The sequence below is a fragment of the Stenotrophomonas sp. G4 genome, assembly GCF_003428825.1.
GTDB classification, from domain to species: Bacteria; Pseudomonadota; Gammaproteobacteria; order Xanthomonadales; family Xanthomonadaceae; genus Stenotrophomonas; species Stenotrophomonas indicatrix.
The window spans coordinates 1,218,364-1,244,887 of record NZ_CP031741.1 but is presented as its reverse complement, the minus strand read 5'-3'; the positions used below and the strand labels follow the sequence as shown (position 1 = coordinate 1,244,887).

Genomic DNA, 26,524 nt, shown 5'->3' with positions numbered 1-26,524 from the left:
TGTAACCCTGAAGTATAGCCGCCGGGAGCCACGATCAATGCCCACGCAGGTCGCGCGGACGGAAGCCCATCGCCACCATCGCAAGCAGATAGGTCAGCCCGCCACCGCCGACCAGCAGGCCGAGCGCGCCGATCCGTTCCCACACGCCCATCGACGAGAAGCCCGGCAGCCAGTACAGCAGGGCCAGCAGCATGCCGACCATTGCCGTGCACGCCAGCAGCAGGCGCAGCAGGTAGCCGCCCCAGCCCGGGCGCCGCTGGTAGACATCGGTCTTGCCCAGCCAGTACCAGAGCAGCCCCAGGTTCAGGTAACTGGACAACGCGCTGGCAATGCCCAGCGCCAGGTGCAGGCCGGGCTGCTTGCCCAGCGCCGCCATCACCCCCTGCGCCTTCAGCTCGTCGGGCACCATCACCTGGTACAGCACCGCCAGCAGGGCGAAGTTGAACACCATGTTGGCCACCAACGCAGCGACGCCGGCGCGCACCGGCGTCCTGGTGTCCTGGCGCGCGTAGAACGCCGGCAGCACCACCTTCAGCAGCGCGAACGCCGGCAGGCCGAAGCTCAGGCCGTACACCGACAGCGCCGTCATGCGGGTGTCGAAGGCGGTGAACTGGCCGTGCTGGAAGATCGTGGAGATCAGCGGTTCGGCCAGCAGCAGCAGGCCCAGCATGGCCGGCACCGAGATCAGCAGGGTCATGCGCAGGCCCCAGTCCAGCGAGCGCGAGAAGCCTTCGCGGTCGGTGCTGACGTGGTGCCGGGCCAGCGCCGGCAGGATCACCGTGCCCAGGGCCACGCCGAACACGCCCAGCGGCAGTTCCAGGAAGCGATCGGCCAGCGACAGCCAGGACTGCGAACCGTCGGTCAGCTTGGCGGCGATGACGGTGTCCAGCAGCAGGTTGATCTGCGCCACCGACGAGCCGAACAGGGTCGGCACCATCAGCGTCATCACCTTGCGCACGCCCGGATGGTTCCAGCCCCAGCGCGGCAGGGTCAGCAGGTCGATGCCCTTCAACGAAGGCAGCTGGAACAGCAGCTGCAGCAGGCCCGCGGCCAGCACCGCCCAGCCCAGGGCGAGGATCTGCTTTTCCGGGGTGCCACCCAGCCGCGGCGCCAGCCACAGTGCGCCGGCGATCATGCACAGGTTGAGGATGACCGGGGTCAGCGCCGGCATCGCGAAGCGCTGGAAACTGTTCAGCGCACCGCCGGCCAGGGCGGTCAGCGAGACGAACAGCAGGAACGGGAAGGTCAGGCGGAACAGGTCTATCAGCAGGCCCTGCTTGGCCGGGTCGGTGTCCACGCCACTGGAGAAGACCGAGGCCAGCTGCGGGGCGAAGATCAGCGCCAGCGCGGTGACCAGCATCAGCACCCCGCCCAGGGTGCCGGCGGTGCGGGCCATCAGTTCACGCAGCTCGGCGTGGCTGCGGGTTTCCTTCACCTCGGTGAACACCGGCACGAATGCGGTGGCAAAGGAACCCTCGGCGAACAGCCGGCGCAGGAAATTGGGTATCCTGAAGGCGACCCAGAAAGCATCGGTGATGGCGTTGGTGCCGAAGGTCGAGGTCACCACCTGGTCCCGGACCAGGCCGAGAACCCGCGAGACCATGGTCATGCTGCTGAACGACAGCAGGCCCCGCAACATCTTGGGTGAACTCACTCAACGTCCCTCTTGACAATCGACTTGACGTACATTTCTTACGCCATCATACTAGCTAGCTTGCTGTTCCCATAACACCGATTTTTCAGGAAACCACCACCGTGGCCAATATCAAGTCCGCCAAGAAGCGCGCCAAGCAGACCGTCGTGCGCAACGCGCGCAACGTGGCTCAGCGCTCGATGCTGCGCACCGCTGTCAAGAAAGTGATCAAGGCGCTGGACGCCAACGATGCCGCCGGCGCCCAAGCCGCCTTCGCCGTTGCCCAGCCGATCCTGGATCGTTTCAGCGCGCGTGGCCTGATCCACAAGAACAAGGCTGCTCGCCACAAGAGCCGCCTGAACGACCGCATCAAGGCCCTCCAGGCCGCCTGATCCGGTTGGTTGCTGGAGCCCCGGCTCCGGCAGCACGCAAAAGCCCGGCCTCGGCCGGGTTTTTTTGTTGCCTGCAATCCGGCAGTGCCCGCCGCCGGCCGGCACTAGCCATGTACAAAAAAACCCGGCCGAAGCCGGGTTTTTCGCGGGAACCACAACGGCATTACTGCGCGTTGCGCGCCGCCTCGAGCTCGTCTTCCTTCTGGCGATCGAAGAACGCCATGATCCGGCTCATGATCGGGAAGGTGCCCTCGCGACCCAGTGCCGACACCAGGAACCACGGCTCCTTCCAGCCCAGCTCGGCGACGATCTTCTCGGCAGCAGCCTTGGCCTCGTCCTCGAACATCAGGTCGGCCTTGTTCAGCACCAGCCAGCGCGGCTTGGCCAGCAGCTCAGGATCGTGCTTTTCCAGTTCGCGCTCGATGGCACGCACCTGCTCAACCGGCGACACACCTTCCACACCACCTTCCATCGGCGAGATGTCGACGAGGTGCAGCAGCAGGCGGGTGCGCTGCAGGTGGCGCAGGAACTGCGCCCCCAGGCCCGCACCGTCGGCGGCACCTTCGATCAGGCCCGGGATATCGGCGATCACGAAGCTGCGGTAGTTCTCCACCTTCACCACACCCAGGTTCGGGTACAGCGTGGTGAACGGGTAATCGGCCACCTTCGGCGTTGCCGCAGAGACGGCGCGGATCAGGGTGCTCTTGCCGGCGTTGGGGAAGCCCAGCAGGCCGACATCGGCCAGCAGCTTCAACTCCAGCTTAAGCGTGCGCTCCTCACCCGGCTCACCCGGCAGCGCCTGGCGCGGCGAGCGGTTGGTGGAGCTCTTGAAATGCATGTTGCCCAGGCCGCCGCGGCCGCCCTTGGCCACCAGCAGGCGGTCACCATGCTGGGTCAGGTCGCCGATGATTTCATCGGTGGCCACGTTGATGATGACGGTACCGACCGGCACGGTGATGACCAGGTCTTCGCCACCCTTGCCATAGGCCTGGCGGCCCATGCCGTTCTCGCCGCGCTGCGCCTTGAAGATGCGGTCATGGCGGAAGTCGACCAGGGTGTTGAGATTTTCGTCGGCGCGGATCCACACGCTGCCGCCCGCACCGCCGTCGCCGCCGTCCGGGCCGCCGAGCGGAATGAACTTCTCGCGACGGAAGCCAATGCAGCCGTTGCCGCCGTTGCCGGCGAACACTTCGATTTCTGCTTCGTCTACCAGTTTCATTGTTTCGATGCCTGCGATGGGCGCGGCATGCACGCCGCCACCTTGATGTAGTGCCGGCCGCTGGCCGACAACCGGGCGATGCCCGTTTTACCATTGATTCCAACGAAAAGCCCCGCCGAAGCGGGGCTCTTCATGCAGCGAGCTCTTCATCCAGCACGGCCATGCCGAGGCATGGGCGCCGGACGCAGCCTTATCAGGCTTCGACCGAGACGACGCTGACGGTGCGACGCTTCTTCGGGCCCTTCACCGAGAACTCCACCTTGCCGTCCGTCAGGGCGAACAGGGTGTGGTCACGGCCGAGGCCGACGCCGGTACCCGGGTGGAACTGGGTGCCGCGCTGACGCACGATGATGTTGCCTGCTTCGATGGCCTGGCCGCCGAAGATCTTGACGCCGAGGTACTTCGGGTTGGAGTCGCGACCGTTGCGCGAAGAGCCTACGCCTTTTTTATGTGCCATGACCTATCTCCTTACTTGCTGCCACCGGCAATGCCGGTGATCTCGATTTCGGTGTAGTACTGACGGTGACCCTGGCGCTTCATGTGGTGCTTACGGCGACGGAACTTGATGATCCGGACCTTGTCGGCACGACCCTGGGACAGGACGGTGGCAGTGACCGCAGCGCCGCTCAGGGCGTCGCCGATCTTGATGCCATCGCTGTCGCCGAGCAGCAGGATGTTGTCGAACTTGATCTCGCTGCCGACGTCGGCTTCGAGCTTTTCAATGCGGAGCTTTTCGCCCTGCGCCACGCGGTATTGCTTACCGCCGGTGACCAGTACTGCGTACATGACCAGACTTCCTCTGTAGTTATTGTGGTCTATGGACTGCCGCCGTCGAGGGCGGACAGGAGCGGAATTGTACGTGGACCACCGTGGACGGGTCAAGTCAACCCCTGAACGGCTCTGGCGGCCGGGCCGGAACGGGGTCAGATCCCTTTTCACACGGTGAAAAGGGATCTGACCCCTGCCTGACAGGCGGTCTCACCGGGTGAGACACCGGGCTGGCATTGTCGCCCATTGCCCCCATCTGGTCACCTCGGTAGGCTGACCGATTGCCGCCCTATCGCTGGCCCGGCGGCCCAGCCACGCCCCCACAACCGGATTCCCCATGGCGATGGATTTCATCCGCATCCGCGGCGCGCGGACGCACAACCTCAAGAACATCGACCTCGACCTGCCCCGCGACAAACTGATCGTGATCACCGGCCTGTCCGGCTCGGGCAAGTCGTCGCTGGCGTTCGACACCATCTATGCCGAGGGTCAGCGGCGTTACGTCGAGTCCCTGTCGGCGTACGCGCGGCAGTTCCTGAGCGTGATGGAAAAGCCGGACCTGGACCATATCGAAGGCCTGTCGCCGGCGATCTCGATCGAGCAGAAGTCGACCTCGCACAACCCGCGCTCGACGGTCGGCACCATCACCGAGATCTACGACTACCTGCGCCTGCTGTATGCACGCGTCGGCACGCCGCGTTGCCCCGACCACGGCTATCCGCTGGAGGCGCAGACGGTCAGCCAGATGGTCGACCATATGCTGACGCTGGACCCGGAACAGCGCTACATGCTGCTGGCGCCGGTGATCCGCGACCGCAAGGGCGAGCACGCGCAGGTGTTCGACCAGCTGCGCGCACAGGGCTTCGTGCGTGTACGCGTGGATGGCGAACTGTACGAAATCGACGCGGTGCCGCCGCTGGCGCTGCGCCAGAAGCACACCATCGAAGCGGTGATCGATCGCTTCCGCCCGCGCGAAGACATCAAGCAGCGCCTGGCCGAGAGCTTCGAAACCGCCCTGAAGCTGGGTGATGGCATGGCGTCGGTGCAGTCGCTGGACGATGCCGCTGCGACCCCTACCCTGTTCTCGTCCAAGTATTCCTGCCCGGTCTGCGACTACTCGCTGCCGGAACTGGAGCCGCGCCTGTTCTCGTTCAACGCACCGATGGGCGCCTGCCCCGGCTGCGATGGGCTGGGCATGGCCGAGTTCTTCGACCCCTCGCGCGTGGTCGTGCATCCGGAGCTGTCGCTGGCGGCCGGTGCCGTGCGTGGCTGGGATCGCCGCAACGCCTATTACTTCCAGCTGATCGCCTCGCTGGCCAAGCACTACAGGTTCGACGTCGACGCGGCGTGGAACTCGCTGCCGGCCAAGGTGCAGCAGGCCGTTCTGTACGGCAGCGGCGAGGACGCGATCACCTTCACCTACTTCACCGAGGCCGGTGGCCGCACCCAGCGCAAGCATCGCTTCGAAGGCATCATTCCCAACCTGGAACGCCGCTACAAGGAAACCGAATCGGCGGCGGTGCAGGAAGAACTGGGCAAGTACATCAGCGAGCATGCCTGCCCCGAGTGCAATGGCGCACGCCTGAACAAGGCCGCGCGCAACGTGTTCGTGGCCGACCGCCCGCTGCCGGAACTGGTGGTGCTGCCGATCGACGAAGCGCTGAAGTTCTTCAGTACCCTGAGCCTGCCGGGCTGGCGCGGCGAGATCGCCGCGAAGATCGTCAAGGAGATCGGTGAACGCCTCGGCTTCCTGGTCGACGTAGGCCTGGATTACCTGACCCTGGAGCGCAAGGCCGACACCCTGTCCGGTGGCGAGGCGCAGCGTATCCGCCTGGCCAGCCAGATCGGTGCCGGCCTGGTGGGCGTGATGTACGTGCTCGATGAGCCGTCCATCGGCCTGCACCAGCGCGACAACGAGCGTCTGCTGGGCACCCTCACCCGCCTGCGCGACCTTGGCAACACGGTGATCGTGGTCGAGCACGACGAAGATGCGATCCGCCTGGCCGACTACGTGCTGGACATCGGTCCGGGTGCGGGCGTACACGGCGGTGAGATCGTCGGCCAGGGCAGCCTGCAGGACATCCTCGATGCGCCGCGCTCTTTGACCGGCCAGTACCTGTCGGGCAAGCGTGCGATCGAGATCCCGGCGCGCCGGCACAAGCCGAACCCGAAGATGACGCTGCACCTGCGTGGCGCCACCGGCAACAACCTCAAGGGCGTGGACCTGGCCATTCCGACCGGGCTGCTGACCTGCGTGACCGGCGTGTCCGGCTCGGGCAAGTCGACCCTGATCAACGACACCCTGTTCTCGCTGGCCGCCAACGAGATCAACGGCGCCTCGCATCCGATCGCGCCGTACAAGGAGATCGACGGCCTGGATCTGTTCGACAAGGTGGTGGACATCGACCAGTCGCCGATCGGCCGCACCCCGCGTTCGAATCCGGCCACCTACACCGGCCTGTTCACTCCCCTGCGCGAACTGTTCGCACAGGTGCCCGAAGCGCGCGCGCGCGGCTATTCGCCAGGCCGTTTCAGCTTCAACGTGCGTGGCGGCCGCTGCGAGGCCTGCCAGGGCGACGGCCTGATCAAGGTCGAGATGCACTTCCTGCCGGACGTGTACGTGCCGTGCGACGTCTGCCATGGCAAGCGCTACAACCGCGAAACGCTGGAGATCCTGTACAAGGGCTTCAACATCAACGACGTGCTGGAAATGACCGTCGAAGATGCGTTGAAGCTGTTCGAGCCGGTACCGTCCATCGCCCGCAAGCTGGAGACCCTGGTCGATGTCGGCTTGAGCTACATCAAGCTGGGGCAGAGCGCGACCACGCTGTCCGGTGGTGAAGCGCAGCGCGTGAAGCTGTCCAAGGAACTGTCGCGCCGCGATACGGGCCGCACCCTGTACATCCTCGACGAGCCGACCACCGGCCTGCACTTCCACGATATCGAGGCGCTGCTCGGCGTGCTGCACAAGCTGCGCGACGAGGGCAACACGGTGGTGGTGATCGAGCACAACCTGGACGTCATCAAGACCGCGGACTGGATCGTCGACCTGGGTCCGGAAGGCGGTCATCGCGGCGGCACCATCCTGGTGACCGGTACGCCGGAAGACGTGGCCGCATGCCCGGCTTCGTACACCGGGCAGTTCCTCGCCCGGATGCTGCCGTCCACTACTGCGCGACCGGACCAGCCCGCCGCCGTGGCCAACAAGCCCGATGCGCGCCCGCCGCGCAAGGTCAAGCCGGAAAAGCCGGCAAAGAAGGCGGCTGCCGCCAAGAGCACCGGCAAGGCCAGCAAGACCGCCACGGCCGGCACCAAGAAGAAGAAGGACGCCTGATGAGCAGCGAACACAAGATCCTGGCCCGCATTCCGATCAGCGTGCGCTGGCGTGACATGGACAGCATGGGGCACGTCAACAACGCCAAGTACATCTCCTACCTGGAAGAGGCGCGCGTGCGCTGGATGCTGGGCGTGGAAGGCGTGTCGATGACCGACCGCATCGCACCGGTGGTGGCCGCCACCAACGTCAACTACCGGCTGCCGATCGTGTGGCCCAACGACATCCTGGTCGAGCTGTTCGTCGAACGCCTGGGCAACAGCAGCGTGACCATCGGCCATCGCATCGTCGACCAGCAGGACGAGTCGACGCTGTATTCGGACGGCAACGTGGTGGTGGTCTGGATGGACACGCAGACCGGCAGGAGCGCGCCGCTGCCGGACGCGATCCGCAGCGCGTCGAGCTGACACATCTGGTAGATGCCGACCTTGGTCGGCACCGGCCCGCCGGGCATGGCCCGGCGCTACCGTTCCACATCAAAGGACTGACATGATCCACCAGACCGAACTGCGCGACCTGCTGCCCGGCATGGTCCCCTTCCCCGCCGACGTATTCCCGGCTGACCAGGCCTGGCTTGGCCAGCACCTGTTGCCGCTGCTGAAGATCGACCTCGGCGTGCTGCGCCCGGAACTGGCCGGCAGCGTGGCCACGATGCTGTGCCCGATCGAACCCTACGACGGCTGCATCGGTGAAACCACCGAAGAACACCACAACGCGTTCACCGGCACCAACTGGATCGCCTTTGAACTGACCAGCGACAACCGCATGCGTTTCCTCGGCGATGAGGGCTACTTCATCGGTGACCAGGTGCAGGACAAGGACGCGCTGGAGCACATCGCTGAGATGCGCGGGAGCTACAGCAAGGCACGCGCGTACTTCCAGCAGCATGGACGCCTGGCCAGCTATTCGCGCTATGGCGACGGCGAGCCCGGCGAGCAGGCGTACCTCGATGTGCTGGGTGGGCAGATCTCGACCGGCAACTGGATCGAAACCGCAGAGATTCCGGCCGCCTTCGCACTGGCGTTCACCGAGGCTGCCGACGACCGGCATGCTCCGGACGATGCCGAGCGCGCGATCATCACCCGCGATGGCCACAAGTTCTTCGCCGTGGCCGAAGTGGCCGGCTACAACTGGTGCGCGACCGGTGCCGATGCGATCGTGATGCTGTACGAGCCGGAAAGCCGCACGGTGCTGTTCTCGTACGACTGGTCGTAAGCCCCACCGCGCTGCGCGCTCGCCGGGCATGGCCCGGCGCTACCGATGTCGATTCGGCAGTGATGCCTGGGTAGCGCCGGGCCGTGCCCGGCGGAACGAGCGCCGCGTTACGGCGCGACCTTGCGCACCATCAGGGCCGTGCTGACTTCGGTGCCCCCCTCCAGTTGCACCTGCAGCCACACGGGCTGCCCCTCCTCCAATACGCGCCTGCCGTCCATCAACATCAGGTGCAGGCCGCCGGGCTTGAGCACGGCGCGTTCGCCCGGCGCCAATGGCAGGCGCTCGACAGCACGCATGCGACTGACCCCGTCGACGATCCGGGTCTCGTGCAACGACACATCACCGAAACCCGCACTGCGCGCACCGATGATGGTTACCGCGGTGGAGCAGCCGTTGCGGATCACGCCATAGCCGGCAGTCATGGGCGTCGCCGTCGGGCTGGGCGGCAGACGTACCCAGCCCTGCGAGACGGTGACGCACTCCGGCACAGCGGCCGCCGCCGGTGCTGCGCCCGCACACATCATCAACAGTACGCCAACGAATGGTTTGGTTATCATCGCCCAGGTTCCTTCTTCGCAACGAGACCCGCAGCATGACGACGCTCATCGAGGTGATCAACCATGGCCCCATACGCGAGCTGCGGCTGGCGCGTCCGCCGGTCAATGCACTGGACACCGAACTGTGCCGGCAGTTGATCCATGCCATCGAACTGGCGATGGCCGAGGACGCGCACGGCATCGTGCTGTCCGGCAGCGAGCGCATCTTCACCGGCGGCATGGACGTGCCGCACCTGCTCTCGCATGGCGATGACAAGCACAAGCTGCTGGACACCTGGAACGCGTTCTTCGGCGCGGTACGCACGCTGGCCGAGAGCCGCATCCCGGTGGTTGCGGCGATCACCGGCCATGCACCGGCGGGCGGCTGCGTGCTGGCCCTGTGCTGCGACTACCGGGTGATGGCACGCAGTGCCGATCCGGCGCGCCCGTATGCCATCGGCCTGAACGAAGTGCAGGTCGGCCTGATCGCACCGGAAGGCATCCAGCGCCTGTTGCGCCGTGCCGTGGGCGCGCACCGCTCCAGCGTGCTGCTGGCCACCGGCGCGCTGGTACCGGCCGAACAGGCGCTGCAGATCGGCCTGGTCGACGAACTGGTGGATGGCGAACTGGTGGCGGCCCGTGCGGTGGCCTGGCTGCAGGACCTGCTGAAGCAGCCGCGGCAGCCGATGCTGCTGACCCGTGCCATCGCCCGCGCCGAGCTGCACGACGCCCTGCATCCGGACCTGATCCAGCTCGAGCGCTTCGTCGAGGCCTGGTTCGCCCCGGATGCGCAGAACGCACTGCAGGCACTGGCGGCGCGTCTCGGCAAGTAAACGTAGTGCCGGCCGCTGGCCGGCAGCCTGGCGATCCTTCCGGGACGCCTGCGGATGCCGGCCAGCGGCCGGCACTACCGAAGATGGGGCATCCGGCCTACACCGGTATAATCGACCCCTCTTTCATCGCTGTGGCCGCCCCCTTGAACGACATGCCCGAACCCGTCGTCTCCGAGCTGATCGATCTGCTCACCCTGGAGCGGCTGGAGGACAACCTGTTCCGCGGCCAGAGCCGCGACATCGGTACCAAGTACGTGTTCGGCGGGCAGGTGCTGGGCCAGGCCCTGGCGGCCGCCCAGGCCACGGTCGACAATGGTCGCCATGTGCACTCGCTGCATGCCTATTTCCTCCGCGCCGGCAACATCGACCATCCGATCGTCTACGACGTCGACCGCACCCGCGACGGTGGCAGCTTCTCGGTGCGCCGGGTGACCGCCATCCAGCACGGCAAGGTGATCTTCTTCTGCGCGGCCTCGTTCCAGCAGGCCGAATCCGGTGCCGAGCACCAGCACAAGATGCCCGAAGTGCCGCAACCGGAAGACATCGAACCGAACCGGCCGTTGCCGGCGGAGGTGCTTGAGCGCCTGCCGATCAAGGTGCAGCGCTGGCTGTCGCGCGGCGGTCCGTTCGAGTTCCGCCATGTGTATCCCCGCGATGAACTGAACCCGCCCAAGCGCCCGCCCTACCACCAGGTCTGGCTGCGCCTGAGCGAGCGCGTGGGCGATGCTCCCGAGCTGCACCAGGCACTGCTGGCCTACGCGTCGGACTTCCACCTGCTGGGCACGGCCACGTTCCCGCACGGCATCAGCTACTACCATCCGCACGTGCAGATGGCTTCGCTGGACCACGCGATCTGGTTCCACCGCCCGTTCCGCGCCGACGATTGGCTGCTGTACTCGCTGGACAGCCCCAGTGCGCAGGATTCGCGCGGCCTGGCCCGTGGCCAGTTCTTCACCCGTGATGGCGTGCTGGTGGCCAGCACCGCCCAGGAAGGCCTGATCCGCGTGGTTCCGGACCAGGCAGCAGCGGCCGCCGTGCCGGCCAAGGATTGACCGATGCGTCAGATTTTCAGCAGCCAGCGCGTGGAAACCGTGGAAGGCGTGGCCGAGCTCCTGCGCAGCCACGACATCCAGGTGAAGGTCACCAACGGGCGCTCGTACAAGACCCGTCGGCGTGGCCAGTTCAGCTATACCGATCTGGGCAATGCCAGTGCCTACCCGGCAGTGTGGATCGTGCGGGCCGACGACCAGCCACGTGCGCGCGAAATCCTGCGCGAGGCGCGCCTGCTCGACACCACCCGCCGTGACCACCCGACCGCTGAGTTCGCCTTTCGCGATGATGTGCAGGGCAGTACCGGCGGTCGTGGCTGGGCCTGGCGCATCCGCATCGCCCTGCTGGTGGTGATCGCCGGGGTGGCGCTGGTGATCGGCCTGCGCCATCGCGGCGCCCCTGCCCCCGCGACCCCGGTGCCCGCCCCGCAGGCTCAGCCGCAGCAAGCACAGCCGACCGCACCGGCACCGCCGGAAGAAGAGGAAGTGCGGGTCCGCATCCAGCCGTCCACGTAACGCGCAGGTAGCGCCGGGCCATGCCCGGCGAGCGCAGCGGCCTGACAGAGACGCCGCCGGGCAAGGCCGGCGCTACCGGGACGCGAACCGGTCACATTCGGCGCGCGCCTCCGTCATGGGACACAATCCCTGCAGGAGCCCGCCACCATGACGATCTTCGCCGCAAGCATCGACGAAACCCTGGAACGCGAACTGCCGGCCGCCAGCAGCGGTTGCCAGCATGCCTATGGCCGCATCGTGCTGGCCTGCCAGAACACGGTCACCGCCATCGCCCTGGCCATCACCGGCGACCGCCAGGCCAGCGAGGACATCGCCCAGGAAGCGTTCGTGAAGGGCTGGCAGCAGCTGCACCAGCTGCGCAGCGCGAGCAGCTTCCTGCCCTGGCTGCGGCAGATCACCCGCAACCTCGCCCGCGACTGGCTGCGCGCACAACGTGGTCGACCGCTGAGCGGCGAGGCTGCCGAAGTGGCGCTGACCATGGCTGCGGATCCGACCCCGGGCGTGGCCGATCGCCTGCAGCGGCTGGAAGAGGAAATCGCTGCCGAAGACATCATCTCTGCCCTGCCCGCCGACAGCCGCGAAGTGCTGCTGCTGTATTACCGCGAGGGCCAGCATTCGCAGCAGGTCGCCGACCTGCTCGGGCTGAGCGACGCGGCGGTACGCAAGCGCCTGTCACGTGCCCGTGCGCAGGTGCGCGAGGGCCTGCTGCAGCGCTTCGGCGAATTCGCACGCAGCAGCGCGCCCAGTGCTGCGTTCGCAACGGCGGTGGTGTCGATGGTGATGATCGCCGCGCCCGGCACCGCCAGCGCGGCGATCCTGCTGGGAACCGGCGTCGGCGTGGGTGGCAGCAAGCTCGGCCTCGGTGGCGCCAGCGCTGCCGGCGGCACCGCGCTCGGCTCGTTGACAGCCACGCTGGGCCAGCTGCAGATGCTGCCTGCGTCAAGCTGGGCCGCGATCATCGGTGGCGTCGTCGGTGGCGCGCTCGGCAGCTATCTCGGTGGGCGTTTCCTGCTGTCCTACGCACAGACCGGTGCCGAGCAGGTCCAGGTCCGCCGCTTCGTCAACCTCAGCACCGGCACCAGCCTGGGCTGGTGCCTGGCCATCCTGTTCACCGTGCTGCTGCAGGCGCCGATGTGGGCGCAGCTGCTGGTGCTGGCACTGGGCCTGGTGGTGGTCAACTACCAGTGCCTGGTGACGCTGCGGCGAATCATGGCGCCGCTGCTCGCACGTGATGCAGCCCGGCGTGGGCGTCACGGGATCAACTGGAAGTACGAATCCATGTACGGCCTGACCGGCATGATGGCGGTGAACCTGATGGTCATCGGTGCCCTGGCCTACACGATGACGCAGAGCGGCCGCCTGTAACGGACAACGCCGGCAGTGCGCCGGCGTTGTCGTCGATCACTGCATTGAAAATCAGCGCTGCTGCTTCGGCGCGGCGCCGTCACGCGGGCCGCCGTGTCGCGGGCCACCGTGCATCGGGCCCTTGGCGGTGTCGAACTCGGCCTTGCTCAGCTGGCCATCCTTGTTGGTGTCGGCCGCGGCGAACCAGGCGTCACGATGCTGCTTCATGCGCAGCTCGCGGTCGGCCTTGTCCAGGTAGCCATCCTTGTTGAGGTCGAGCTGGTCGAAACGCTCGGCCAGGCGCGGATCGGCCTTGGCTTCGTCACGGCTGATGCGGCCATCCTTGTTCGTGTCCAGCTTGGCCCAGCGCTCGCCGCCGCGACCACCGTGGCGGCCATGCTTCCAGCGCGGCAGCTCATCACGCGAGAGCTTGCCGTCCTTGTTCTTGTCCAGCTCGTCGAACGTTGCGGCCAGGCGCGGGTTGGCCGCCGCTTCGCTGCGGTCGATGACGCCGTCGCCATTGGCATCCAGCTTGGCCGAACGCTGCGCCGGTGCAGCCGGGGTGTCGGCAGCCAAGGCAATGCCGGTCGCGGAGGTGCCGAGCAGCAGGGCCAGCAGCAGGGGGGTACGGATCATGGGGTCACTCCTGGGAATGGGATTGGCATCGGGGTGAACACCTCACCCTCGGAGGACAACAACGCCTGACCACGACCTCGGTTGACGCAGCCGCCCATTCCATTCATCCGGCGGACAGTCGCCGCCATTGCGACAGGCTGGAGCTATGCTGTGCCCATGGCGAGACACGGCGACAGAGACGACGAACTGCGACTGTTCCAGACCGGCGAGCACCCCTGCGGGTACTGGCCGGACCGGGTTGCACGCGACCTGGTGCTGGACCCGCAGGACCGTCGCCTCGGCGGGCTGTACCCGCTGGCCCTGAGCTGGGGCTTCCGACGCAGCGGTGATCTGGTCTATCGCCCGCATTGTGCGAACTGCCACGCCTGCGTCGCCGTGCGCATTCCGGTGGCCCGCTTCGCCCCGGATCGCAGCCAGCGCCGCTGCGCCGCCCGCAATGCCGATCTGGAAGTGCGCATCACCGCGGCCATGCCACGCGAGGATCTGTTCGAGCTGTACCACCGCTACCTGGTGCATCGTCATGCCAAGGGCGGCATGGACGACCACGGCCCGCATGAATTCGAACAGTTCCTGATCGGCAGCTGGTCGCACACGCGCTTCATGGAAATGCGCCTGCCCGGCCACGACGGGCAGCCCAGCCAGCTGCTGGGCGTGGCGGTGACCGATGTGACCGAGCACGGCCTGTCGGCGGTCTATACCTTCTTCGACCCCGCCCATGCCGCGCGCGGGCTGGGCACGTTCGCGATCCTGCAGCAGCTGGAGTGGGCCCGCCGCGAGGGCCTGCCCCACCTGTACCTCGGGTACTGGATACGCGAGCACCAGAAGATGGACTACAAGCGGCGTTACCGCCCGCTGGAGGCCTACGATGGCCGCCGCTGGCATGATTTCGATGACGAACTGGACGGACGCTGACAAACCACTGACACCGGGCCAGGTGCACAATAGGGCCCATGAACGCCAAACCCCTGATTCTCGGCCTGGCCCTGCTCTGTGGTGCCGCCGCTCCCGCCTTCGCCACGTCCCCCGCGATGACCGAAAAACCGTCTGCAGCGCTGCGCCTGGCCACCTACAACACCTCGCTGTATTCGGACGAAGCCGGCGGCCTGATCGCCGAGCTGGAAGGCGACAGCGAACATGCGCGCAAGATCGCCGCGGTACTGCAGCAGGCGCGCCCTGACCTGGTGCTGCTGAACGAGTTCGACTTCGATGACGCCCATCGTGCCGCCGACCTGTTCCAGAAGCGCTACCTGGAAGTGGCCCAGCCCGGTGGCGGCAAGCCGCTGCACTTCGCCTACCGCTACCTGGCGCCGGTGAACACCGGCGTGCCCAGTGGCCTGGACTTGGACAACAACGGCGTGGTCGGCGGCGAAGGCCGCGGTCGCGGCAACGACGCCTGGGGCTACGGCCTGCACCCGGGCCAGTACGGCATGCTGGTGCTGTCGCGCTACCCGATCGACGAAGCCAAGGTGCGCAGCTTCCAGCTGCTGAAGTGGAGTGCGATGCCCGGCGCGATCCGCCCGGTCGATCCGCGCACCAGCAAGAGCTTCTACAACGACACCGTCTGGTCACAGCTGCGGCTGTCGTCGAAGTCGCACTGGGATGTACCGGTGAAGACCCCGGCCGGCGTGGTCCACGCGCTGGTCTCGCACCCGACGCCGCCGGTGTTCGACGGCCCGGAGAAGCGCAACGCCGCGCGCAACCATGACGAACTGCGCCTGTGGCAGGAATACCTGTCCAAGGGTGACAAGCCGTGGCTGTGCGACGACAAGGGCCAGTGCGGCGGCCTGGCCCAGGATGCGCGTTTTGTCATCCTTGGCGACCTCAACAATGATCCGGTCGATGGCGATGGCCGCCACGAGGCGATCGTCGAACTGATCGAGAACGCCCGCGTGCTGCGCTACCCCACCCCGCGCAGCATCGGCGCCGAGCAGACCAGCCTGGCCTATGCGGCCAAGGGCATCACCCGCAAGGGCGCACCGTTCCATGCCACCGGCGATTTCGGCCCGAAGTCCGGCACCATGCGCCTGGACTACGTGCTGCCCTCGGTCGGTTTCGAGTACCTCGGCAGCGGCGTGTTCTGGCCGGCCAATGAGAGTGCCGAAGCGAAGATCGCCGATGGCAGCGACCACCACCTGGTATGGGTGGATGTGAAATAAACCGGTAGCGCCGGGCCATGCCCGGCGGCTTTTCCGGCCGCGTCGCGCGCCCTATGGGAAGCCGCCGGGCATGGCCCGGCACTACCGTTTTACGAGCGCAGCTCGACGCCGATCGCTTCGGCGGCGTCACGCGCGATGGCGCGTGCTTCGTCGATCGATTCCGCGCGCGCCAGGGTCACGCCCACGCGACGATGGCCATGCACGCTGGGTTTGCCGAACAGGCGCACGGCGGTGTCCGGCACCTGCAATGCAGCGGCGACGTTGTTGAAGTACGGCACGCCCTCGCCGTGTGCCAGCAGCGCACACGATGCCGAAGGGCCACTCTGGCGGATCACCGGGATCGGCAGGCCGAGGATGGCCCGTGCATGCAGCGCGAACTCGCTCAGCTCCTGCGACACCAGCGTCACCAGGCCGGTGTCGTGCGGGCGCGGCGATACTTCGCTGAACCACACCTCGTCGCCCTTCACGAACAGTTCGACGCCGAACAGCCCCCAGCCACCGAGGTCATCGGTGATCGCGCGCGAGATCTCCTCGGCACGCGCCAGCGCCTTGTCCGACATCGGTTGCGGCTGCCAGCTTTCGCGATAGTCGCCCTCCTTCTGCAGGTGGCCGATCGGCGTGCAGAACGACGTGCCGCCGGCGTGGCGTACGGTCAGCAGGGTGATCTCGTAATCGAAGTCGATGAAACCCTCGACGATGCAGCGGCCGGCGCCGGCACGGCCACCGGTCTGCGCGTATTCCCATGCCGGGGCGATGTCCGCCTCGCTGCGCAGCGTGCTCTGGCCCTTGCCCGAGGACGACATCACCGGCTTGACCACGCACGGCAGGCCGATTGCCGCCACGGCGGCGCGGTACTCGGCCTCGGTGTCGACAAAGCGGTACGGCGAGGTCGGCAGGCCCAGCGTCTCGGCGGCCAGGCGGCGTATGCCCTCACGGTCCATGGTCAGGCGCGCAGCACGCGCGGTCGGGATCACCCGCAGGCCCTGTTCCTGTTCCAGCTGCACCAGGGTCTCGGTATGGATCGCCTCGATCTCGGGCACCACCAGGTGCGGCTGCTCCTGGGCGATCAACTGGCGCAGGGCCATCGCGTCCAGCATGTCGATCACATGCGAACGATGTGCCACCTGCATGGCCGGGGCATCGGCGTAACGGTCGGCAGCGATCACTTCCACGCCCAGTCGCTGCAGTTCGATGGCCACTTCCTTGCCAAGTTCGCCCGAGCCCAGCAGCAGCACACGGGTGGCGGAGGGGGACAACGGGGTTCCAAGCTTGGCCATGGCGGGGTTCCAGCAGCGATGTGAAGGCGGGTGGGCATTCTAGCCGGTCCAGCCGCAGCGCCTGGGCATGCACGAGCCGACGAACGGCAGCCCGAATGTGATATCACTTTGATATCTTCAATTCGAACCCTCAAGGACGTACCGCCATGAAAGAGAAGTCGCTGTCCTCCCTCAACGGCCTGGGCGCGCTCGCCGGGTCCCTGGTCGTAGCCCTCGCCGGCGGCGCCCTGTTCGTGGCCGGGGTCGCGGCGAAGGCCAGCACCGGCTCGCCCAACGTGCTGCTGATCCTGGCCGGCCTGCTGATCGCTGCGCTGGCGCTGGTCGCGCTGGCCGGTCTGTACACCGTGCAGCCCAACCAGGCGGCGGTGGTCAGCCTGTTCGGCAAGTACGTCGGCACCGTCAAGGACAACGGCCTGCGCTGGAACAATCCCTTCTTCAGCAAGCGCCGCGTGAGCCAGCGCGTGCGCAATTTCGAGAGCGGCAAGCTGAAGGTCAACGAGCTGGACGGCAGCCCGATCGAGATCGCTGCGGTGATCGTCTGGCAGGTGGTCGATGCCTCCGAAGCGGTCTACAACGTGGACGACTACGAGAGCTTCGTGCACATCCAGTCCGAATCGGCGCTGCGCGCGATGGCCACCAGCTACCCCTATGACCAGCACGAGGACGGCCAGCTGGCGCTGCGCAGCCATGCCAGCGAGATCTCCCAGCACCTGAAGAACGAACTGGCCGAGCGCCTGGCCGATGCCGGCGTGCAGGTGATCGATGCGCGCATCAGCCACCTCGCCTACGCCGCTGAAATCGCCCAGGCGATGCTGCAGCGGCAGCAGGCCAATGCGGTCATCGCCGCACGCACGCGCATCGTCGCCGGTGCGGTCGGCATGGTCGAGATGGCGCTGGCCGAGCTGCAGAAAAACGGCGTGGTGCAGCTGGACGAGGAGCGCAAGGCGCACATGGTCAGCAACCTGTTGACCGTGCTGTGCTCGGACCGCGGCACGCAGCCGGTCGTCAACACCGGCTCGCTGTACTGAGCCACCCTCGCAACGGGGCGCCCCACCGCCCCGCCAGGAGTCTGCATGAGCGAGAAAAAAGCCTATCCGCTGCGCATCAACGCCGAGGTCCTGGCGGCCGCACAGCGCTGGGCGGACGATGAACTGCGCAGCCTCAACGCGCAGATCGAATACGTACTGCGCGACGCACTGCGCAAGGCAGGCCGCCTGCCGAAACCCAAGCCATCGCCGGAGGACAAGGAATGAGCAAGCGCTGGAGCTACCTGACCGTCGAAGTCAAGACATCCATGATGGGCCTGCAGAAGGCTGATGACATCCAGGCCGAACTCAGCCGCCAGGGCCAGCTGGGCTGGGAACTGGTCAACATCATCGTCCCGGCGCCGATGCGCCCGGCCCTGCTGGTCTTCAAGAAGGAGCTGTGACCATGAGTGCACGCCGCTCGTTGCTTGCTGTTTCCCTTGCCCTGTTGTCCGCCAGCACATCCGCTGGCGAACCGCAGCAGGTCGCGGCACGCCTGCTCGATCACCTGCAGGCAGGGCGCACCGCCGATGCCGAGGCCATGCTGACCCCGCAGATGGCCGCAGCCGTGCCTGCCGACAAGCTGCAGGGCCTGTGGCAGTCGCTGGGTGAACTGAAGCAGCGCGGCCCGGCGCACAGCAGTGAGCAGCAGGGCCTGCACCTGGTGGAAGTACCGCTGCAGTTCGCCAGCGGTGCGGTGATCGCGCAGGTGGCGGTGAACGGGCAGGACCAAGTGGCTGGCCTGCTGCTGCGCCCGGCCCCGGCCGCCAAGGCGCCGCCACCGCCATCCGACGCGAGCTACAGCGAGGCCGATTTCAGCGTGCCACAGGCACGCGGTGCGCTGCCCGGCACCTTGTCCCTGCCCAAGGGCAAAGGACCGTTCCCGGCGGTAGTGCTGGTGCACGGCTCCGGCCCACAGGATCGCGACGAAACCATCGGTGGCAACCGTCCGTTCCTGGACATCGCCCGCGGCCTGGCTGCCCAGGGCATCGCCGTGCTGCGCTACGACAAGCGCACCCATGCCCGCCCCCAGGACTTCCAGAGCGGCCGCTTCAACGTTGATGACGAGACCACCGACGATGCCATCGCAGCGTTGAGCGCGTTGGCGGCGGACCCACGCATCGACGGCAAGCGGATCTTCGTGCTCGGCCACAGCCAGGGCGGCATGCTCGCCCCGCGCATCGCCAGCCGCTGGCCACAGGCGCGCGGCGCAATCCTGTGGGCCGCACCGGCGCGCACTTTGCTTGAACTGCTGCCGGAGCAGAACCGCTACCTGCTGTCGCTGGACGGCTCGATCAGCGCACCGGAACAAGCGTTCCTGGACAAGCTCGACGCGCAGATCGCTGCGGCCCGCAGCGAAACTCCTGTGCCAGCCAGCGAACTGCCATTGGGCGTGCCGCAGACGTTCTGGAAAAGCATCGAAGCGGTGAACGCACGCGGCGACGCGGTGGCACTGAAAAAACCACTGCTGATGCTGCACGGGGGCCGCGACTTCCAGGTACCGGAAACGGATTGGGCACTGTGGAAAAAAGCCCTGGCCGATCGCCGGGACGTGCAATGGAAGGCCTACCCTGCCCTCAACCACATCGGCATCGCCGGCAGCGGCCCCAGTTCATTGAAGGAATACGCGCAGCCGGGCCACGTCGATGGGCAGCTGATCGATGACGTGGCGCGTTGGGTGGAGGCGCAGCGATGAGCGGCAGTGATGCACGCCCGTTCGAGGTTGCCGAGAGTTCTTCGCTGCGGGTGCTGTGGGTGCTGCTGCCAGTGCTGGCGGTACTGGGCGTGGGCATGTGGGCACAGCTGCACGACAATCGCAGCGATGCTCCCTGGGTGGAGGTCACCCTGTCGCCGCCGTTCTTCCTGATGGGCGGCAGCGCGGCATGGAGCCTGGCGGTGATCCTACTGATGGGCATCGGCCTGGGCTGGGCGTTCTTCCGTCGCCGGGTGGAGCTGGCAGGCAATGTGCTGGACGTGCGTTCGACGTTGTACCGTCGCCGCACGCCGGTGGCCGACCTGCTGCTGGACCAGGCCGAGGTGGTCGACCTGAGCCGTGATCGCCGCTATGGCATCCGTTTCAAGACCAACGGCTACAGCATGCCCGGCTTCTACTCCGGGCACTTCCGCCTGCAGGGGGGCGGCAAGGGCTTTGCCCTGGTCACCGACCGCGCACGCACGCTGGTCATTCCGGTGCGCGGCGGCAGCACCCTGCTGCTCAGCCTGGAGCGCCCGCAGGCCCTGCTCGAGGCGCTGCGCAAGGTGGCCGCCACGGCGCCACGGCAGTAAGCTGGATCGATGCACCGTAGCACTCCGCTGTTGATCAATACCGAGACCGTCGAACTGTGGCCTGCGCCGCTGCTGCGCGCGCGCAGCAATCTCGACGCCCGCCTGCTGGCCCGCGCGCAATGGGTACTGCGGCGCAAGCGCGATGGCCGCTACCTGGCGGCGGTACTGGCGCACGGTGTGCACTCGCTGGTGCCGCGCCTGCCACGCGAGCCGGGCGTGGAGGACGCGCTGGCCCTGCTGGATGGCCCACGGTCACGACCGTTCGGCGCTGCACTGGAAGACCAGTGGCTGCCGCTGGTTGGCCTGCAGCAGCGCCTGCAGCAGCTGGGCCTGGATGCACAGCGCTATGCGCACGACAGCGGGCTGGCACTGGAAGCCGAGCCGTGCGTGCTGCACTTGGCCGGACGTGATCGCTTCGCGCGCCCGTTGTGGCTGCGCCGCGGTGCCGCGCAGGGCTGGCGACGGATGCGCCTGCATGCCGCACGGGATGGAGTTGCACTGGACGCGATCTCCGGCTTCCGCAGCCATGCGTATCAGCTCGGCATTTTCGAACGCAAGCTGGCGCGCGGGCAGAGCGTGCCGCAGATCCTGAAGGTCAATGCCGCCCCTGGTTTCAGCGAACACCACAGTGGTCACGCGCTGGACATCGGCACACCGGGGGATGCGCCGGCAGAGGAGACCTTCGAGGCGACGGCTGCGTTTGCGTGGCTGCAGGCCAATGCCGCGGCGCACGGGTTCCATCTGAGCTATCCACGTGACAACCCGCATGGGATCGTCTACGAACCGTGGCACTGGTGCTGGACACCGGCCAACGGCTGAGCCCCTCGTGGCGGCTGCCCGACTGCCGTCCTCGGGCTGGCCGGGAGGATGGGCGGCGCAGGGGCCGCTGCAAGTACGTCCATGTAAGCTCGGGCGCGCCATCCATGGCGCTTACGCCCCTGCGCCGCCCATCCTCCCGGCCACGGACAGTTTCCGCGTGCGTCCGCCACGGAATTGAACAAACAAAAAAGCAAAGGCAGACGCGGGTCGCTGCGCTCGACCTCGGGCGTGGCCCGGCGCTACCAGTGCTTGGGCGTTGCGGCTAGCGCCGCAGCGCGTTGATCGCCAGCAGTACCCACCCGGCCATCAGCGTGGTGCCACCTACCGGCGCCAGCCGGGTCGGCCACTGCCACAGCGCACCGCCCACCAGGCTGCCGGAGAACAGCAGCACGCCCAGCAGCAACACGTACAACGCCAGATGCGCGATCGCGCCCTGCGCGCGCGGGCCGAGAGCAGCCAGTACCGCTCCGTGGGCAAAGGCGTACAACGCCGCCATGTTCAGGTGCTGCTGCGCCAGCGGATCGGACACGCCGTGCGCGGCATAGGCGGATAGACCGACCGAGGCCGCTGCCAGCAGCGCGCCCAGGCAGGCCAGCAACGAAGGTTTACGCGCGCGTCGTTCGGAATTGAACATGACAGCTCCTTGCGCAATGCCCGACACCGGGCTCGGGATGAAAAAAAACGCGCCGCAGGAAGCGGCGCGTTTTCGTGTCCAACGTTACATGGGTCGGCCGAGGCTTACTTGACGGCCCAGTAGATGTCGTACGTCGCTTCCGGGGTGAACGACTTGTCCACGCCGTCCTTCCAGGTTTCGTACGGACGATCGATGACTTCGTTGCCCGAGGTCACGGCCCAGGCGCGCAGGGCGCTGCGGGCAACGTCCAGGCCTGCCATGTGACCGGTGTAGGCCGCATGCGCCGAACGGTGCGGAGCCACGCGGACGTACTTGACCGGAGCGCCACCGTCGATCTTGACGGTCAGCTGTTCGGCCGGCACGCCTTCGGCACCCTTCTTCTTCACCGGCTGGGCGATGTCGAAGGCGTACTTCTCAGCACCGAAATCGGTGGTGATGATACGCAGCGGACCGGCGGCTTCCAGGCCATTGGCCTCGATCACGCGCTTGATCCACTCCTGGTTGTCCTTGATGGACTTGGTGATGGAATCCTGGCCACGGTCGACATTACCGGCGGTGACGACCAGCAGGTCTTCGGCCGGGACATCGACGATGCCCAGATCGGTCAGCGGGGCTTCGGAGGTGCGGTAGTCGACATTCGGCACGGTGGCCAGCATGTTCGCCAGGCGCGACAGACCCATCTTGATGTCATCGCCGATCTGGCGGCTGACATACAGGCCTGCGTAGCGGCCGAACAGGTCGAAGCCATACTTCACCGAGTAGTCCTGGGTGATCTTGACGTTGCGACCGCCCTTGCCGGTCGGCTCCAGGGTGAAGGTGGTGACCTTGTCGTGACCCTTGGAGGCATCGTCGACGGCGATCACAACACGCTTGTTCTCTTCGGCTTCGGTCACCTTCCAGGAACCGGTGCCCAGGTCCTTGGAGGTGTAGTCGAGAGTGGCACCGACACCGGAGGCCGGGCCGGACAGCTTCAGTTCAACGGCGGGATCGCGCAGTACCAGCGGGTTCCAGTCCTTGAAGCGGCGCAGACTGCTGACCGTGTCGTACACGATCGTCATCTTGCGGTTGGTCTCGATGCTTTCGGTGATGTGACGCTCGCCCGGCAGACAGACGCCAATGATGACGAACAGGCCAGCCACGATCCCCAAGGCGATCAGGAACTCGATAATACGGGTCATTCAGAGAGTCTCCGGGGCCGATCCCACGGCCGGGTTGATTGAAGCGAAGCGCCAATCCTAGCAGGCTTCGCGGGCATTGGTTATCGGGATTGGCGCACCGGTTTCCGTGCCGGCTGCGCATTTGTATGCACAAAGAATTCGAAGGGTAACGCATCCGCGTACCCGGCATGTAGGGGGCAAGTGGGGGACAATCGTGAATCCGGGCCCAGGCTGCATGCCAAGTCTTTGTCGCTAAAGGATTTTCCTCACACCAGCTGGAGTTCAAACGCTTTCAGGACCGCACGGGTACGGTCGCGCACGCCCAGTTTGGAGAGGATGTTGGACACATGATTCTTGATCGTGCCCTCGGCGACCCCCAGCGAATTGGCGATCTCCTTGTTGGAGAAACCGCTGGCCATCAGCCGCAGGATCTCGGTTTCACGGTCGGTCAGCGGGTCGGGCCGGTCCAGGCTGACGAAATCGTTGCGCATGTGCTCCAGCCCGGACAGCAGACGCTGGGTCACCGCCGGCTGCACCAGCGAACCGCCCTCGGCCACCGTGCGGATCGCCCCGACCAGCTGCGCCAGGGTCACGTCCTTGAGCAGGTAGCCCTTGGCACCGGCCTTGAGCCCAGCCAGCACCAGCTGGTCATCGTCGAAGGTGGTCAGGATGATGGTCGGCGGCAGCTGTTCCTGCCGTGACAGCACCTGCAGCGCCTCCAGCCCGGACATCACCGGCATGCGCATGTCCATCAGGACCACGTCCGGGCGGATCTGCGGGATCAGTTCGACCGCCTGGCGGCCATCGGCAGCCTCGGCCACCACTTCGATGCCGTCGTCGAGCGCCAGCAGCGAGCGGATCCCCTGCCGCACCAGGGTTTGGTCGTCGACCAGGCAGACGCGAATCATCAACGCACTCCTTCAGGAACCTGGGTAAGGGCCGCCAGCACCGTTGCCGGTACCGTCGCCCGCAGCCGGAAGCCCTCGCCGGGGCGGGTCTCCACCTGCAGCTGGCCTCCACATTGTTGCAGGCGTTCGCGCATGCCGCGCAAACCATTGCCCACATTGACCGTTTCCGCCCCGACGCCGTCGTCGCGGGCCTCCACCACGACCTGGTCAGGGACCTCACGGTACACCCGCAGCCACAGGTGGCGGGCGCCGGCATGGCGCACCGTGTTGGTGATGATCTCCTGGGTGCAGCGCAGCAGCACGTGGGCCCGCTGCGGGTCTTCCACGTTCAGCGGCTCCTCGATCTCCAGCTGGATGTCCAGCGACGGCACGTGCTCGGTCAGCGGGCGCAGGGCGGCGGCCAGGTCGATGGCGCCGGTCTCGCGCAGCTGGCTGACCACCTCGCGCACGTTGCCCAGCAGCAGCTTGGCCAGCGCATGCGAGCGCTTCACGTGCTCCAGCGCCTGGCCCTCGGCGAGGTGGCCGGCCACTTCCAGGTTCAGGGTCAGCGCAGTCAGCTGATGACCCAGCAGATCATGCAGTTCGCGCGAAATGCGGGTGCGCTCGTTCACCCGCGCGCTTTCGGCCAGCAGCGCACGGGTGGCGCGCAGCTCTGCATTCAGCCGGCGCTGCTCCTCGCGCGCTTCGGCCTGGCGGCGCGCCACCAGCGCGATCACGAACACGAAGCTGGAAAAGCCCATGTAGCCGACGGCCTGCAGCACGGCGATGACCGGCGGGAAGCCCAGCGGCTGGATGTAGACCGGCAGCACGGCCAGGTTGCTGGCCACCAGCCACACCACCCCGATGCGCGGGCCCAGCAGCCATGGCAGCAGGCCGGCCACCACCATCAGCAGGATGCTGCCCAGCGCGGTGCCGGAGAAATAGCTCACGCCGATCGCGCAGGCCGTCAGCAGGATCAGCGCGGCATGGTCGAAGAAGCCGGGCCGGCTTTCGCCCAGCGAGCGCGTCAGCACCCAGTACACGAAGCCGAAGGCCAGGTAGGCCGAGGCCCAGGGAATGATCCGGAAGCCGGCCTCGCCGTCCAGGCTTTCCAGTGTCAGCGACACCGGATCGATCAGGTAGATCGCAAGCCAAAGGCCGACGGTGCCCCAGGTGAACAACCCGGAGTAGCGCAGCATCGCATTGTGGTTGAGTCGGGCCAGCATGGCCCATCGTAGCCTGTGCGCGTCAGGGCCCAAGGGCATAAAGTCATGTTCGGTGCGGTCCCCTGTTCATGCCGCAGCCCACCCCGGGCATGCAATAATCATGCGCAGGGTCCGTACATGGGACCAACCGCGTTACCCCACGGAGTCACAATGTCGATTGTCATCCGCGACGTGCGCGAGCACGAGCTCGATTCCGTCCTGGCTTTGAACAACAATGCTGGCCTGGCCATCCTTCCGCTGGATGCAGAGCGCCTGCGCCTGTTCTATGCAACCGCTGAATATTTCCGCGTCGCCGAGCGCGACGGCAACCTGGCCGGCTTCCTGATCGGCTTCGGCAGCGACAGCCAGCACGACAGCAGCAATTTCGCCTGGTTCAAGCAACACCTGGACACCCCCTTCTTCTATATCGACCGCATCGTGGTCGCCAGCCGCCGTCGCGGTGGTGGCGTCGGCCGTGCGTTCTACGCCGACGCCCAGAGCTTCGCCGAGCTGCGCTACCCGCAGATGACCTGCGAGGTGTTCCTGGACCACGGCGCCGATGCCGCCCTGCTGTTCCACGGCAGCTTCGGCTTCCGCGAGCTGGGCCAGAACACCATGCCGCAGGTGGACGTGCGCGCCAGCATGCTGGCCAAGGAACTGTGCAGCTTCCCGTGGGTGAATGAAACCTATGGCGGCAAGCTGCCTGATGTTGCATGGGCGCGCGACCGGCAGCTGCCGGCGCAGGCACAGCGGTCGACGGGGACCTGAGCGTGGCAGTGAATTTCGATTACGAACAGGCCGGTGAACTGAAGATCGGCCAGGTGGGCATCGCCAACCTGCGCATCCGCACCCTCGATGTTGAACGCCTCGTGCAGGAAATGCAGGAGCGGGTGAGCCGTGCGCCGAAGCTGTTCGGCCGTGCGGCGGTGATCCTGGACTTCGGCGGCCTCAGCCAGGTGCCCGACGTGGCAACGGCGCAGGCGCTGGTCGATGGCCTGCGCGTTGCCGGCGTACTGCCGGTGGCATTGGCCTATGGCACCAGTGCGGTCGACCTGCTCTCGCAGCAGCTCGGCCTGCCGCTGCTGGCCAAGTTCCGCGCCCAGTATGAGCGCGCCGAGGCAGAACCTGCCCCGCCGCCGGCACCCGCACCGGAACCGCGCCGTGCCACGCGCGCCGAAGCGAAGGCCGCGCCGGCGCCGGCGCCGGCCACGCCGATGGGCAAGGCTGCCGATACGGCCGCGCCACAGCCTGGCCGCATGCAGCTGGGCAATGTTCGCTCGGGCCAGCAGCTGTACGCGGAAAACTGCGACCTGACCGTGATGGCCACCGTCGGCGCCGGCGCCGAGGTCATCGCCGATGGCAGCATCCATATCTACGGAACCCTGCGCGGCCGTGCGCTGGCGGGGGCCCAGGGCAACACCGCGGCACGTATTTTCTGCCGTGATTTCCATGCGGAACTGGTCGCCATTGCAGGCCACTACAAGGTACTGGACGATGTACCGGAAACCCTGCGCGGCAAGGCCGTGCAGGTGTGGCTGGAACAGGACCAGATCAAGATCGCTGCGCTGGACTGATGCAGCACCTCAAACAGAATCATCAGGAG

General features: G+C 66.8%; 30 protein-coding genes. 18 read left to right on the top strand and 12 right to left on the bottom strand.

Translation table 11 applies throughout. From position 1 onward, the window contains the following. Positions 1–34: 34 nt before the first annotated feature. Positions 35–1,639 carry a murein biosynthesis integral membrane protein MurJ gene (gene murJ / locus D0Y85_RS05810; RefSeq protein WP_117309807.1) on the bottom strand — a complete coding sequence of 535 codons (1,605 nt, stop codon included), beginning with the start codon at positions 1,637–1,639 and terminating at the stop codon, positions 35–37. 116 nt (positions 1,640–1,755) lie between these two features. On the opposite strand from murJ, the gene rpsT reads away from it, so the two are divergent. After that, positions 1,756–2,025 (top strand): 30S ribosomal protein S20, encoded by a 270-nt coding sequence (gene rpsT / locus D0Y85_RS05805; RefSeq protein WP_025873851.1) that lies wholly within the window; start codon positions 1,756–1,758, stop codon positions 2,023–2,025. Positions 2,026–2,188: 163 nt separating this feature from the next. On the opposite strand, the gene obgE is transcribed toward rpsT, so the two are convergent. Genes obgE through rplU form a run of 4 tightly spaced genes read right to left on the bottom strand, consistent with a single transcriptional unit; the run spans position 2,189 to position 4,030 of the window. Further along, positions 2,189–3,244 carry a GTPase ObgE gene (gene obgE, locus D0Y85_RS05800; protein WP_032975970.1) on the bottom strand — a complete coding sequence of 352 codons (1,056 nt, stop codon included), beginning with the start codon at positions 3,242–3,244 and terminating at the stop codon, positions 2,189–2,191. Then, complete coding sequence (locus D0Y85_RS20525) at positions 3,241–3,378, bottom strand: hypothetical protein (RefSeq protein WP_157804331.1); 138 nt, start codon at positions 3,376–3,378, stop codon at positions 3,241–3,243. The genes obgE and D0Y85_RS20525 overlap by 4 nt, the downstream gene beginning before the upstream one ends. A gap of 59 nt (positions 3,379–3,437) precedes the next feature. Next, positions 3,438–3,701: a 50S ribosomal protein L27 gene (gene rpmA / locus D0Y85_RS05795; RefSeq protein ID WP_049467623.1), complete on the bottom strand. Its 264-nt coding sequence runs from the start codon at positions 3,699–3,701 to the stop codon at positions 3,438–3,440. A gap of 11 nt (positions 3,702–3,712) precedes the next feature. Continuing rightward, positions 3,713–4,030 (bottom strand): 50S ribosomal protein L21, encoded by a 318-nt coding sequence (gene rplU, locus D0Y85_RS05790; protein WP_093817644.1) that lies wholly within the window; start codon positions 4,028–4,030, stop codon positions 3,713–3,715. A gap of 319 nt (positions 4,031–4,349) precedes the next feature. On the opposite strand from rplU, the gene uvrA reads away from it, so the two are divergent. The 3 genes from uvrA to D0Y85_RS05775 all read left to right on the top strand — a co-directional run bounded on the left by uvrA (position 4,350) and on the right by D0Y85_RS05775 (position 8,561). After that, complete coding sequence (gene uvrA, locus D0Y85_RS05785) at positions 4,350–7,346, top strand: excinuclease ABC subunit UvrA (RefSeq protein ID WP_117309806.1); 2,997 nt, start codon at positions 4,350–4,352, stop codon at positions 7,344–7,346. Then, positions 7,346–7,753, top strand: a complete 408-nt coding sequence (locus D0Y85_RS05780) for a thioesterase family protein (RefSeq protein WP_117309805.1) — start codon at positions 7,346–7,348, stop codon at positions 7,751–7,753. The genes uvrA and D0Y85_RS05780 overlap by 1 nt, the downstream gene beginning before the upstream one ends. A gap of 82 nt (positions 7,754–7,835) precedes the next feature. Beyond that, a complete protein-coding gene (locus tag D0Y85_RS05775; RefSeq protein WP_117309804.1) occupies positions 7,836–8,561 on the top strand; it encodes an enolase in 726 nt (241 codons plus the stop codon). A gap of 107 nt (positions 8,562–8,668) precedes the next feature. On the opposite strand, the gene D0Y85_RS05770 is transcribed toward D0Y85_RS05775, so the two are convergent. Further along, on the bottom strand, positions 8,669–9,118 hold the full coding sequence (locus tag D0Y85_RS05770) for a copper chaperone PCu(A)C (RefSeq protein ID WP_117309803.1): 450 nt from the start codon (positions 9,116–9,118) through the stop codon (positions 8,669–8,671). A gap of 35 nt (positions 9,119–9,153) precedes the next feature. Between D0Y85_RS05770 and D0Y85_RS05765 the strand changes: the two genes are divergently transcribed. The 4 genes from D0Y85_RS05765 to D0Y85_RS05750 all read left to right on the top strand — a co-directional run bounded on the left by D0Y85_RS05765 (position 9,154) and on the right by D0Y85_RS05750 (position 12,860). Further along, complete coding sequence (locus D0Y85_RS05765) at positions 9,154–9,930, top strand: enoyl-CoA hydratase/isomerase family protein (RefSeq protein ID WP_059063463.1); 777 nt, start codon at positions 9,154–9,156, stop codon at positions 9,928–9,930. A 152-nt stretch (positions 9,931–10,082) separates the two neighbouring features. After that, positions 10,083–10,982, top strand: a complete 900-nt coding sequence (gene tesB / locus D0Y85_RS05760) for an acyl-CoA thioesterase II (protein WP_032951563.1) — start codon at positions 10,083–10,085, stop codon at positions 10,980–10,982. A gap of 3 nt (positions 10,983–10,985) precedes the next feature. Then, on the top strand, positions 10,986–11,495 hold the full coding sequence (locus D0Y85_RS05755; protein WP_117309802.1) for a pathogenicity-like protein: 510 nt from the start codon (positions 10,986–10,988) through the stop codon (positions 11,493–11,495). A gap of 153 nt (positions 11,496–11,648) precedes the next feature. After that, on the top strand, positions 11,649–12,860 hold the full coding sequence (locus D0Y85_RS05750) for an RNA polymerase sigma factor (protein ID WP_205420756.1): 1,212 nt from the start codon (positions 11,649–11,651) through the stop codon (positions 12,858–12,860). 51 nt (positions 12,861–12,911) lie between these two features. Here the strand turns inward: D0Y85_RS05750 and D0Y85_RS05745 are convergent, their stop codons facing one another. Then, positions 12,912–13,475: an EF-hand domain-containing protein gene (locus D0Y85_RS05745; protein ID WP_117309800.1), complete on the bottom strand. Its 564-nt coding sequence runs from the start codon at positions 13,473–13,475 to the stop codon at positions 12,912–12,914. Between the two features lie 156 nt (positions 13,476–13,631). Here D0Y85_RS05745 and D0Y85_RS05740 point away from each other — a divergent pair, with 156 nt between their 5' ends. Both D0Y85_RS05740 and D0Y85_RS05735 read left to right on the top strand, forming a co-directional pair. Next, positions 13,632–14,387 (top strand): arginyltransferase, encoded by a 756-nt coding sequence (locus D0Y85_RS05740; RefSeq protein ID WP_032975961.1) that lies wholly within the window; start codon positions 13,632–13,634, stop codon positions 14,385–14,387. A gap of 38 nt (positions 14,388–14,425) precedes the next feature. After that, a complete protein-coding gene (locus tag D0Y85_RS05735; protein WP_117309799.1) occupies positions 14,426–15,631 on the top strand; it encodes an endonuclease/exonuclease/phosphatase family protein in 1,206 nt (401 codons plus the stop codon). 89 nt (positions 15,632–15,720) lie between these two features. On the opposite strand, the gene purT is transcribed toward D0Y85_RS05735, so the two are convergent. After that, positions 15,721–16,908 carry a formate-dependent phosphoribosylglycinamide formyltransferase gene (purT, locus tag D0Y85_RS05730; RefSeq protein WP_117309798.1) on the bottom strand — a complete coding sequence of 396 codons (1,188 nt, stop codon included), beginning with the start codon at positions 16,906–16,908 and terminating at the stop codon, positions 15,721–15,723. Positions 16,909–17,054: 146 nt separating this feature from the next. On the opposite strand from purT, the gene D0Y85_RS05725 reads away from it, so the two are divergent. From D0Y85_RS05725 to D0Y85_RS05705, 6 genes are read left to right on the top strand one after another with little or no spacing between them, the layout of a single operon-like run. Beyond that, positions 17,055–17,936, top strand: coding sequence for an SPFH domain-containing protein (locus D0Y85_RS05725; protein ID WP_025873866.1), 882 nt, complete (start codon positions 17,055–17,057; stop codon positions 17,934–17,936). A 45-nt stretch (positions 17,937–17,981) separates the two neighbouring features. Continuing rightward, positions 17,982–18,161, top strand: a complete 180-nt coding sequence (locus tag D0Y85_RS05720; RefSeq protein ID WP_005412615.1) for a hypothetical protein — start codon at positions 17,982–17,984, stop codon at positions 18,159–18,161. Continuing rightward, positions 18,158–18,337 carry a DUF4177 domain-containing protein gene (locus tag D0Y85_RS05715; RefSeq protein WP_025873867.1) on the top strand — a complete coding sequence of 60 codons (180 nt, stop codon included), beginning with the start codon at positions 18,158–18,160 and terminating at the stop codon, positions 18,335–18,337. Before D0Y85_RS05720 ends, D0Y85_RS05715 begins: the two co-directional genes overlap by 4 nt. A gap of 2 nt (positions 18,338–18,339) precedes the next feature. Next, the gene (locus D0Y85_RS05710) at positions 18,340–19,629 is read left to right on the top strand and encodes an alpha/beta fold hydrolase (RefSeq protein ID WP_117309797.1); all 1,290 of its coding nucleotides are present in this window, start codon (positions 18,340–18,342) and stop codon (positions 19,627–19,629) included. Continuing rightward, entirely contained in the window at positions 19,626–20,219 is a 594-nt protein-coding gene (locus D0Y85_RS20740) for a PH domain-containing protein (RefSeq protein WP_205420739.1), read from the top strand. The genes D0Y85_RS05710 and D0Y85_RS20740 overlap by 4 nt, the downstream gene beginning before the upstream one ends. Before the next feature lie 9 nt (positions 20,220–20,228). After that, entirely contained in the window at positions 20,229–21,038 is an 810-nt protein-coding gene (locus tag D0Y85_RS05705) for a M15 family metallopeptidase (RefSeq protein WP_205420738.1), read from the top strand. Positions 21,039–21,300: 262 nt separating this feature from the next. Here the strand turns inward: D0Y85_RS05705 and D0Y85_RS05700 are convergent, their stop codons facing one another. From D0Y85_RS05700 to D0Y85_RS05685, 4 genes are all read right to left on the bottom strand, one after another. After that, positions 21,301–21,672 (bottom strand): DUF423 domain-containing protein, encoded by a 372-nt coding sequence (locus D0Y85_RS05700; protein ID WP_117309796.1) that lies wholly within the window; start codon positions 21,670–21,672, stop codon positions 21,301–21,303. A gap of 104 nt (positions 21,673–21,776) precedes the next feature. Beyond that, the gene (locus D0Y85_RS05695) at positions 21,777–22,850 is read right to left on the bottom strand and encodes an SRPBCC family protein (RefSeq protein ID WP_049467700.1); all 1,074 of its coding nucleotides are present in this window, start codon (positions 22,848–22,850) and stop codon (positions 21,777–21,779) included. A 245-nt stretch (positions 22,851–23,095) separates the two neighbouring features. Next, on the bottom strand, positions 23,096–23,737 hold the full coding sequence (locus tag D0Y85_RS05690; RefSeq protein WP_117309795.1) for a response regulator transcription factor: 642 nt from the start codon (positions 23,735–23,737) through the stop codon (positions 23,096–23,098). Then, positions 23,737–24,942 (bottom strand): sensor histidine kinase, encoded by a 1,206-nt coding sequence (locus tag D0Y85_RS05685; RefSeq protein ID WP_025873874.1) that lies wholly within the window; start codon positions 24,940–24,942, stop codon positions 23,737–23,739. Before D0Y85_RS05685 ends, D0Y85_RS05690 begins: the two co-directional genes overlap by 1 nt. Before the next feature lie 150 nt (positions 24,943–25,092). On the opposite strand from D0Y85_RS05685, the gene D0Y85_RS05680 reads away from it, so the two are divergent. Together D0Y85_RS05680 and minC are read left to right on the top strand one after the other, a co-directional pair. Further along, positions 25,093–25,689 (top strand): GNAT family N-acetyltransferase, encoded by a 597-nt coding sequence (locus tag D0Y85_RS05680; RefSeq protein WP_025873875.1) that lies wholly within the window; start codon positions 25,093–25,095, stop codon positions 25,687–25,689. Beyond that, entirely contained in the window at positions 25,635–26,495 is an 861-nt protein-coding gene (gene minC, locus D0Y85_RS05675) for a septum site-determining protein MinC (RefSeq protein WP_117309794.1), read from the top strand. The genes D0Y85_RS05680 and minC overlap by 55 nt, the downstream gene beginning before the upstream one ends. Positions 26,496–26,524 lie beyond the last annotated feature (29 nt).